The sequence below is a fragment of the Aeromonas sp. ZOR0002 genome (genome assembly GCF_963866995.1).
Lineage (GTDB): Bacteria > Pseudomonadota > Gammaproteobacteria > Enterobacterales > Aeromonadaceae > Aeromonas > Aeromonas caviae.
On sequence record NZ_CAWMFQ010000251.1, the window covers coordinates 1 to 9,036 of the forward strand.

The 9,036-nt window shown below is 60.5% G+C and carries 9 protein-coding genes; 5 read left to right on the top strand and 4 right to left on the bottom strand.

What is annotated here, in order from left to right:
- A partial coding sequence (mnmC, locus tag AACR77_RS13880; RefSeq protein ID WP_197055492.1) for a bifunctional tRNA (5-methylaminomethyl-2-thiouridine)(34)-methyltransferase MnmD/FAD-dependent 5-carboxymethylaminomethyl-2-thiouridine(34) oxidoreductase MnmC occupies window positions 1–1,879 on the bottom strand: 1,879 nt, incomplete at its 3' end.
- Window positions 1,880–1,969: 90 nt separating this feature from the next.
- Here mnmC and fabB point away from each other — a divergent pair.
- Window positions 1,970–3,181, top strand: a complete 1,212-nt coding sequence (gene fabB / locus AACR77_RS13885) for a beta-ketoacyl-ACP synthase I (RefSeq protein ID WP_029314417.1) — start codon at window positions 1,970–1,972, stop codon at window positions 3,179–3,181.
- 55 nt (window positions 3,182–3,236) lie between these two features.
- Here fabB and AACR77_RS13890 read toward each other — a convergent pair whose 3' ends face one another.
- The 3 genes from AACR77_RS13890 to AACR77_RS13900 all read right to left on the bottom strand — a co-directional run bounded on the left by AACR77_RS13890 (window position 3,237) and on the right by AACR77_RS13900 (window position 5,553).
- Window positions 3,237–3,761 carry a GNAT family N-acetyltransferase gene (locus tag AACR77_RS13890; RefSeq protein WP_042882305.1) on the bottom strand — a complete coding sequence of 175 codons (525 nt, stop codon included), beginning with the start codon at window positions 3,759–3,761 and terminating at the stop codon, window positions 3,237–3,239.
- Window positions 3,762–3,858: 97 nt separating this feature from the next.
- The gene (locus AACR77_RS13895; protein WP_042882306.1) at window positions 3,859–4,173 is read right to left on the bottom strand and encodes a DUF4377 domain-containing protein; all 315 of its coding nucleotides are present in this window, start codon (window positions 4,171–4,173) and stop codon (window positions 3,859–3,861) included.
- Between the two features lie 93 nt (window positions 4,174–4,266).
- Window positions 4,267–5,553: a citrate synthase gene (locus tag AACR77_RS13900; protein ID WP_010674492.1), complete on the bottom strand. Its 1,287-nt coding sequence runs from the start codon at window positions 5,551–5,553 to the stop codon at window positions 4,267–4,269.
- A 423-nt stretch (window positions 5,554–5,976) separates the two neighbouring features.
- Between AACR77_RS13900 and sdhC the strand changes: the two genes are divergently transcribed.
- The 4 genes from sdhC to AACR77_RS13920 all read left to right on the top strand — a co-directional run.
- Window positions 5,977–6,366, top strand: a complete 390-nt coding sequence (gene sdhC, locus AACR77_RS13905) for a succinate dehydrogenase cytochrome b556 subunit (protein ID WP_029314418.1) — start codon at window positions 5,977–5,979, stop codon at window positions 6,364–6,366.
- The gene (sdhD, locus tag AACR77_RS13910) at window positions 6,360–6,704 is read left to right on the top strand and encodes a succinate dehydrogenase, hydrophobic membrane anchor protein (protein WP_010674495.1); all 345 of its coding nucleotides are present in this window, start codon (window positions 6,360–6,362) and stop codon (window positions 6,702–6,704) included. Before sdhC ends, sdhD begins: the two co-directional genes overlap by 7 nt.
- A gap of 1 nt (window position 6,705) precedes the next feature.
- A complete protein-coding gene (gene sdhA / locus AACR77_RS13915) occupies window positions 6,706–8,472 on the top strand; it encodes a succinate dehydrogenase flavoprotein subunit (protein WP_029314421.1) in 1,767 nt (588 codons plus the stop codon).
- 17 nt (window positions 8,473–8,489) lie between these two features.
- A partial coding sequence (locus tag AACR77_RS13920) for a succinate dehydrogenase iron-sulfur subunit (protein ID WP_042882308.1) occupies window positions 8,490–9,036 on the top strand: 547 nt, incomplete at its 3' end.

The window sequence follows — 9,036 nt, forward strand, 5'->3', positions numbered from 1 at the left end:
CACAGTACAGACCCCGGGAGCCGAGCGCCCCCAGCACGTAGAGGCCGGCGTGCAGGGGTAGTGCGCTCTGCTGATCCGCGGGGGCGTTGACGTCATGATCCGCCAGCGCCGCCAACCGGGCGACGGACCCGGCTACCGGCAGGTGATCCCGGCTGGCGCAGCGCAACCCGATGCGGGCCTGAGCACCGCTCACATCCACCTCGGCAGGCCAGCGCTGATGGGGCACACAGGCTTGCAGCCGCGCCCTGTTCTGCTCCTGCTCGTCGGTGCGGTAAGCTAGATCGGTCTGGTTGCGGCCATAGCTGGCCCCGATGCAGTGCGCGCCGTTGTGGGCCGGTGTGAGGTAGCCATCGTAGCAGAGCACGGTCTTGAGCTGGCTCAAGCCAGCCGTGGTCGGCACATGGCTCACCTGGCCGCGCACCGGATAGAGCGGCAGCTCGGCAAAGGGGAGAAGGGCTGGCAACTGATGCCCGGCTGCCACCACCAGATTGGGGGCACGCCACTGGCGGCCATCCCGGCTCTCCAGGTGCCAGCCATCGGCCTCTTCGGCAATGCGGGTCACAGCGGCATTGAACACCACTTCCAGCCGCCCGCTGGCCTGCGCCTCCCTGATGGCGGCGCGGGTGAGATCCGCCGGACAGAGCCAGCCCCCCAGGGGATAGCTCACACCATCCGCATCGCAGGGCAGGCCGACCACCTGCTCAACCTCCGCTGCCGAGAGTGGGTGCATCAGCTCGGGGGGGAAGGGGCCCTGGCTCATCTTGGCAAGCTTGGCGGCGGATTTGTCGTCGTAGCCGAGTTGGGTGACGCCACACAGGGAGAAGGCGACGGGGTGGTGCTTTGCCAGGGCCAGCAGCCGGTTTCTGGCAAAGCCGAAGGCCAGCGAATAGAAGCGCGACAGGGCATCGTGCTCGCCGTTGAGCAGGGGGTAGAGGGCTCCTTGTCGATTGCCGGAGGCGCCGCTGGCCGGTTCACCATCTTCGCACAGCAAGGTGACGTGCCGACCCCGCTCCACCAGAGAGAGCGCCGTCATGGCGGAAGCGATGCCGCCACCGATGATGAGCACCTCTCCCTCCCGCCCTGCGGGGCGGGCATACCAGGGGGCGATGCTCTGCTGCGGCACTTTGCCTTCCCGAACACCCGCCAGCATCTCCCGCTTGCTGCCGTGGCCCTTCACCTTCTTCATGGCAAAGCCGGCGGCAATCAGCCCCCGTCGCACGAAACCGGCGCAGGTAAAGGTCGAGAGGGTGGCATCGGGGCGGGCGAGGCGAGCGAGATCGTCGAAGAGATCCTGGGTCCACATCTCTGGGTTCTTGGCAGGGGAGAAACCGTCCAGATACCAGGCGTCCACCAGACCGGTTGCCGGATGGGGCACCTGGGGCAGCATCTCCTTGATGTCGCCAAACCAGAGATCGAGGCGGATGCGGCCATCGGCAAAGAGCAGGCGATGGCAGCCGGAGACCGGCAACGGCCACTGGTCGATGAGAGGCTGGCTCAAAGGGGCGAGCTCGGGCCAGGCGGCCAGGGCCTTGCGCAGATCGGCCTGGGTAAGGGGGTATTTCTCGACGCTGATGAAGTGCAGCCGGGATCCGTTGCCGGACAGGGGGGCCTGTTCCAGAAAGACGGCCATTGTGGCCAGAAAGTTAAGTCCTGTACCGAAACCTGTTTCACCAATCACGAAACTGTCACTATCGTGGTGCGAAAATCGCTCTGGCAGTCGATTTTGCTGCAAAAAGACGTAGCGGGTTTCACTTAGACCGTTATCATTGGAAAAGTACACATCCCCGAACTCACTGGAGACTGGAGTTCCCGCTTCGTTCCAGTCCAATCGGGCATGATGTAAGGATGTTTGACTCACGTTTTCCTCGGCTCGCGTCACAAAATCGCGGGCATTCTACGTGAAAGCAGACCAGTTTGGCAGCCGAAAGCGGGTAGACTCGGTGCCAGTTTTTCCAGACGAGATGAATTAATGAGAAGAGCAGTGATCACCGGTATCGGCGTCATCTCCAGTATCGGCAACAACAAGGAAGAGGTGCTGGCCTCCCTGAAAGCAGGCAAATCCGGCATCACCTATTCCGAGCAGTTCGAGCAGTACAACCTGCGCAGCCGTGTCTGGGGTAACATCAAACTCGATCCGTCTGAACTGATCGACCGTAAAGTCATGCGTTTCATGGGTGACGCCGCGGCCTACGCCTACCTCTCCATGCAGCAGGCCATCGAAGATGCCGGCCTGCCGGAAGAGATGGTCTCCAACGAGCGTACCGGCATCGTGACCGGTTCCGGCGGCGCCTCCGGCAAGAACACCTCCGAATCTGCCGATATCGCCCGTGAAAAGGGCGTCAAGCGGGTGGGTCCCTACATGGTGCCGCGTACTATGTCCTCCACCACCTCCGCCTGTCTTGCCACCCCGTTCAAGATAAAAGGTGTCAACTACACCATCAGCTCCGCCTGTGCGACCTCTGCCCACTGCATCGGTCACGCCCTGGAACTGATCCAGCTTGGCAAGCAGGACATCATCTTTGCCGGTGGCGGCGAGGAGCTGGACTGGTCTTCCACCATCCAGTTCGACGCCATGGGCGCGCTCTCCACCAAGTACAACGACAACCCGGAAAAAGCGTCCCGCACCTATGATGCGGACCGCGACGGCTTCGTCATCTCCGGTGGTGGCGGCATTCTGGTGGTTGAGGAGCTGGAACATGCCCTGGCCCGTGGTGCCCACATCTACGCCGAAATCACCGGTTACGGTGCGACCTCCGACGGCTACGACATGGTGGCCCCGAGCGGTGAAGGCGCCGTGCGTTGCATGAAGATGGCGATGCAGGGTGTCGGCAAGGTGGACTACATCAACACTCACGGTACCTCTACTCCGGTTGGTGACACCAAGGAGCTGGAAGCCATTCAGACCCTGTTTGGCAGCAATGCACCCAAGCTCTCCGCCACCAAGGCGATGACCGGCCATGCCCTGGGCGCCGCCGGCGTGCACGAGGCCGTCTACTCCCTGCTGATGATGGAACACGGCTTCATCGCCCCCAGCATCAACATCGAGAACCTGGACGAGAAAGCCGTGGGCCTGCCCATCGTGCGTGAATACGAAGCGGCGGATCTCAATACCGTCATGTCCAACAGCTTCGGCTTTGGCGGTACCAACGCCTCTCTGGTGTTCAGCAAGTTCAAGGCTTGATCTCCCCGTGGGGAGCACAACGCGAAATAGAAAAAGGCGCCGAAAGGCGCCTTTTTTATTGAATTCTGCTGATGGTTCCCGGTTCGGGACCGCTGTCTGCCAGGGGCAACCGCATATAGACAGCCCCGTCACCATACTCCACCAGCGACTTGCCGGTGTCGGCGGGCACAAACCCCTGCTTGCGCCAGAAGGCCGGGGCATCCTGAACCGCCACCAGGCCTGCATGGCGATATCCTGCATGGCTCGCGAAAGCGAGCGCCCTTGCCAGCAGTCGCTGTCCGACACCCAGGCCGCGTGCCTTGCTCGAGACAGCGAGATCGTGCAGATAGAACTCGTCGTGACCGGCCAGCGCCTTCATCTGCACCGAGAGGGGCGGGGGCTGGTGGGCACGCCAGGGGTGGCAGAGCAGGTAACCCAGTACTTTGCCCTGACGCTCGGCCACCCAGCAGCAGGCGGGGGCCAGCTCGGTTTTGTTCTGCATCACCTCGAGGGGCTCGGGTTCGAACTGGTGATAACACTCGTGCTGGATGGCCATGATGGCGGGCCAGTCTGGCGTGCGGATGGTGCGGATCGTGATCATGATGCGGGTCGGGTCCGTACTCAAACCGTGGCAAAAAGGGGTGACAGCATACCCCAGAGAGCACACAAACGAAACCGGGTCACCTGTCAGCGACTCGTCAGCGAACCGGCTCCTTGCTCACGATCTTTATCAGCTGGTAGCGCAAGGAAGGGGCATCGGCCGGCACATCGGCAAGTTGCTCCTTGCTCACTTCCAGCTGGTAGCGGTAGCCCGGCTCGAAGGTGAAGCCTTCGATCTGCTGATAGAAGAGGCTCCAGCTCTCGCCTGGCTGACTGCGCACCTGCATGCACTTCATGGGGGCGACACCGACGCAGTCTGCCAGCTTGTCCTGGATATAGAGGGTTTCGGTGGTCGGGGCGCTCTGGCAGGCGCTGAGCAGGAGGGCGGAGCTGAGGAGCAGGGGAGATTTCATGATGAGTGTCCTTGGCGTAAAAGGGCGCGATTAAACCTGCAAAAGAAAAGGCGGTCAATGACCGCCTTTGTAACAAACCATGACAGATCGGGCTCAGCGCTGGTCGAGGGGCACGAACTCGCGCAGGGGCTGACCGGTGTAGAGCTGACGGGGACGGCCGATCTTCTGATCCGGGTCCGAGTGCATCTCGTTCCAGTGGGCAATCCAGCCGATGGTACGGGAGATGGCGAAGATCACGGTGAACATGGACATGGGGATACCGATGGCCTTCATGATGATGCCGGAGTAGAAGTCCACGTTCGGGTAGAGCTTCTTCTCGATGAAGTAGGGGTCGGACAGCGCGATGCGCTCCAGCTCCATGGCCACGTCCAGCAGCGGATCCTTGATCTGCAGCTCGGTCAGTACCTCGTGGCAGGTTTCGCGCATCACGGTGGCACGGGGATCGTGGTTCTTGTAGACCCGGTGACCGAAGCCCATCAGACGGAACGGATCGTTCTTGTCCTTGGCGCGGCCGATGTACTCGGGAATGCGATCCACGGAGCCAATCTCTTCGAGCATCTTGAGGCAGGCTTCGTTGGCACCACCGTGGGCCGGGCCCCACAGGGAGGCGATCCCCGCGGCGATACAGGCAAACGGGTTGGCACCGGAAGAGCCGGCCAGACGCACGGTGGAGGTGGAGGCGTTTTGCTCATGGTCCGCATGCAGGGTGAAGATGCGGTCCATGGCGCGCTCGACGATGGGGTTGACCTTGTACTCTTCGGTCGGCACGCCAAACATCATGTGCAGGAAGTTGCCTGCATAGGAGAGGGCGTTGCGCGGCTGCATGAAGGGCTGGCCGATGGAGTACTTGTAACACATGGCGGCCAGGGTCGGCATCTTGGAGAGCAGACGGAAGGCACAGATCTCGCGATGCTCCTCGTTGTTGATGTCGAGGGCGTCGTGATAGAAGGCGGACAGTGCGCTGACCACGCCGCACATGACGGCCATGGGGTGGGCGTCGCGGCGGAAGCCACGGAAGAAGAAGGCGATCTGCTCGTGCACCATGGTGTGGCGGGTGACCAGACGTTCAAATTCCGCATATTGGGTCTTGGTGGGGGCCTCGCCGTACAGCAGGATGTAGCAGACTTCGAGGTAGCTGGCCTGGGTGGCCAACTGGGCGATGGGGTAACCGCGGTGCAGCAAGACACCCTGGTCGCCATCGATGTAGGTGATGGAAGATTTGCAAGAACCGGTGGCCATGAAGCCGGGGTCGAAGGTGAAATATCCTTGCGTGCCCAGCTTTCTGACATCGATCACATCGGGTCCAACGGTACCGGAGAGGATCGGCAGTTCAACCGGCTCTTTTCCGGGCAGATGTAGGGTGGCTATCTTATCAGCCATAGCACGTCTCCTTTGCTCTTTTATAATTTGGTTCCAGCCCTACTTTATTACGACTGTTATGACGCTGGCAAAGGTTCTTACCCGTACCACGGCGGCTGGAGCGCCTTATTTGAACCAGAGAACCATGTCTTTGTCAATTTTGCTGGATGATCATTAATGACTTGTTAAAGCTGTTGTGAGATCTGGTTTACGGTTTTGGATTTTCTGTGTAGCTATTTGATTGTCATTGGTTAAGGCCGCCGATATACTGCGCCACGTGGGTGATGGTCGTCGGTGTTTGAAACGCTTTCGCAAAGCCAGATGTGATATCGAAAATGTTATTTTTGGCTTTCCTGAGTTGTTTTGGTAACAAAAACCTAACAAATGCCACTCCTCGCCCTCAAAGCGTGTGAAAACAATAACTAACGTGCTCAATGGAGCTGAGTGGGCAAAGCCGTGAAAAACAAACAGAGACCTGTAAACCTCGACCTACAGACGATCAGCTTTCCTGTCACCGCCATCGCTTCCATCTTGCATCGTGTCTCAGGGGTCATCACCTTTGTGGCATTGGCCATCTTGCTGTGGATGCTTGGTACTTCACTCGCCTCTCCCGAAGGATTTGAATCGGTCGTTGCCATCATGGACAACTTCCTGGTCAAGTTCGTGCTGTGGGGGATCCTGACCGCGCTGGCTTACCACATCGTGGGCGGTCTGCGGCACCTGGTCATGGACATGGGCTATTGGGAAGAGCTGGAATCCGGTAATCAGAGTGCCCGTGTGGCCTTCGTGATCACCGCGGTTTTGGCGGTATTGGCGGGGGTACTGGTATGGTAACCAATTCTGCAACTTTCGGGCGCAGCGGTGTTCATGATTACATCCTGATCCGCGCCACCGCCCTCATCATGACGTGCTACGTCCTCTATCTGGTTGGCTTTGTCGCGTTCAACGACATCACCTACGAGGTGTGGACCGGCTTCTTCTCCAACACCTTCACCAAGGTCTTCACCCTGCTGACGCTCGTATGCGTCTTGATCCACGCCTGGATCGGTCTATGGCAGGTGCTGACCGACTATATCAAGCCGGTCGGACTGCGCGGTGCGCTGCAGTTTGTGCTGGTGGTGGTGCTGTTTGTCTATGTGATGACGGGTTTCGTCGTGCTGTGGGGTGTGTAAGGTGACTATTCCAACTCGTGAATTTGATGCGGTCGTGATCGGTGCCGGTGGCGCCGGTATGCGCGCCGCGCTGCAGATTGCCCAGTCCGGCAAGAGCTGCGCCCTGTTATCCAAGGTTTTCCCGACCCGTTCCCACACGGTCTCCGCCCAGGGCGGGATCACGGTCGCCCTGGGCAATGCCCACGACGACAACTGGCAGTGGCACATGTATGACACCGTCAAGGGCTCCGATTACATCGGTGATCAGGAAGCCATCGAATACATGTGCAAGACCGGCCCCGAGGCCATCTATGAGCTGGAGAACATGGGCTTGCCTTTCTCCCGCTTTGACAACGGTACCGTCTACCAGCGTCCGTTCGGCGGTCAGTCCAAAAACTTCGGCGGCGAGCAGGCTGCCCGCACCGCGGCGGCAGCCGACCGTACCGGTCACGCCCTGCTGCACACCCTGTATCAACAAAACGTCAAGAACAAGACCACCGTCTTCTCCGAGTGGTATGCCCTGGATCTGGTGAAGAACCAGGATGGTCATATCGTCGGCTGTACCGCCATCGACATGGAGAGCGGTGAAGTCGTCTACTTCAAGGCCAAGGCCACCGTGCTCGCCACCGGCGGCGCCGGTCGCATCTACCAGTCCACCACCAACGCCCACATCAACACCGGTGACGGCGTCGGCATGGCGCTGCGTGCCGGGGTCGGCGTGCAGGACATGGAGTTCTGGCAGTTCCACCCCACCGGCATCGCCGGGGCAGGGGTACTGGTGACCGAAGGTTGCCGCGGTGAAGGCGGCTACCTGCTGAACAAGGACGGCGAGCGCTTCATGGAGCGTTATGCGCCGAACGCCAAGGACCTGGCCGGTCGCGACGTGGTGGCCCGTTCCATCATGATCGAGATCCGCGAAGGCCGTGGCTGCGACGGTCCCTGGGGCCCGCACATCAAGCTCAAGCTGGATCACCTCGGCAAAGAGGTGCTGGAATCCCGTCTGCCGGGCATCTGCGAGCTCTCTCGCACCTTCGCCCACGTGGATCCGGTCAAAGAGCCCATCCCCATCATCCCGACCTGCCACTACATGATGGGCGGCGTGCCGACCAGCGTGAACGGCCAGTGCCTGACCCAAGACAAGGATGGCAACGACGTGCCGGTGGTCGGTCTGTTCGCGGTGGGCGAGATCGCCTGCGTCTCCGTGCACGGTGCCAACCGTCTGGGTGGCAACTCGCTGCTGGATCTGGTGGTGTTCGGTCGTGCTGCCGGCATGCACCTGGTGGAGACCCTTGGTTCGATGGAGCACGGTGTGGAAGCCACCGACGCCGACATCGCCAAGGCGCTGGAGCGCTTCAACCGCTGGGAAAACAACCGTGACGGGGAAGACCCGGCCCAGATCCGCAAGGATCTGCAGCGCTGCATGCAGAACAACTTCTCCGTGTTCCGGGAAGGGGATGCCATGGCAGAAGGGCTGGCCGAGTTGAAACTTATCCGCGAGCGTCTCAAGAACGCCCGTCTGGACGACACCTCCAAGGAGTTCAATACCCAGCGCATCGAGTGCCTGGAGCTGGACAACCTGATGGAGACCGCCTATGCCACCGCGGTGGCGGCGAACTTCCGTACCGAGAGTCGTGGCGCCCACAGCCGCTTCGACTTCCCGGAGCGTGACGATGAGAGCTGGCTGTGCCACAGCCTCTATCATCCGGACACCGAGTCCATGACCCGTCGCGCTGTCAACATGTCACCCAAGACCCGTGAGGCGTTCCCGCCCAAGGTCCGGACTTACTGATTGCGGAGCCAAGCACAATGAACGTCACATTCTCTGTCTACAGATACAATCCGGACGTTGATAACGTCCCGTATATGAAGGATTATCGTCTTGATATTCCTGAAGGTTCCGACATGATGGTGCTCGACGCACTGATCCAGCTCAAGGAGCTGGATCCCACCCTCGCCTTCCGCCGCTCCTGCCGCGAAGGGGTCTGTGGATCTGACGGTCTCAACATGAATGGCAAGAACGGTCTGGCCTGCATCACGCCGCTCTCCGATCTCTTGAAGAAGGGCAGCAAGGTCGTCATTCGGCCCTTGCCCGGTCTGCCGGTGATCCGGGATCTGGTGATCGACATGACCCAGTTCTACACCCAGTGGGAGAAGGTCAAACCTTTCCTCATCAACGACGAAAAACTGCCGCCCGTGCGTGAGCACCTGCAATCCCCCGAAGAGCGCGCCAAGCTGGATGGCCTGTACGAGTGCATACTCTGTGCCTGCTGCTCCACCTCTTGCCCCTCCTTCTGGTGGAACCCGGACAAGTTCATCGGTCCGGCCGGCCTGCTCGCCGCCTATCGCTGGCTGG

Coding starts and splice junctions, on each gene's coding strand:
- fabB (WP_029314417.1), top strand. CDS start 1,970: ATGAGAAGAGCAGTGATCACCGGTATCGGCGTCATCTCCAGTATCGGC.
- AACR77_RS13890 (WP_042882305.1), bottom strand. CDS start 3,761: ATGATCACGATCCGCACCATCCGCACGCCAGACTGGCCCGCCATCATG.
- AACR77_RS13895 (WP_042882306.1), bottom strand. CDS start 4,173: ATGAAATCTCCCCTGCTCCTCAGCTCCGCCCTCCTGCTCAGCGCCTGC.
- AACR77_RS13900 (WP_010674492.1), bottom strand. CDS start 5,553: ATGGCTGATAAGATAGCCACCCTACATCTGCCCGGAAAAGAGCCGGTT.
- sdhD (WP_010674495.1), top strand. CDS start 6,360: ATGGTAACCAATTCTGCAACTTTCGGGCGCAGCGGTGTTCATGATTAC.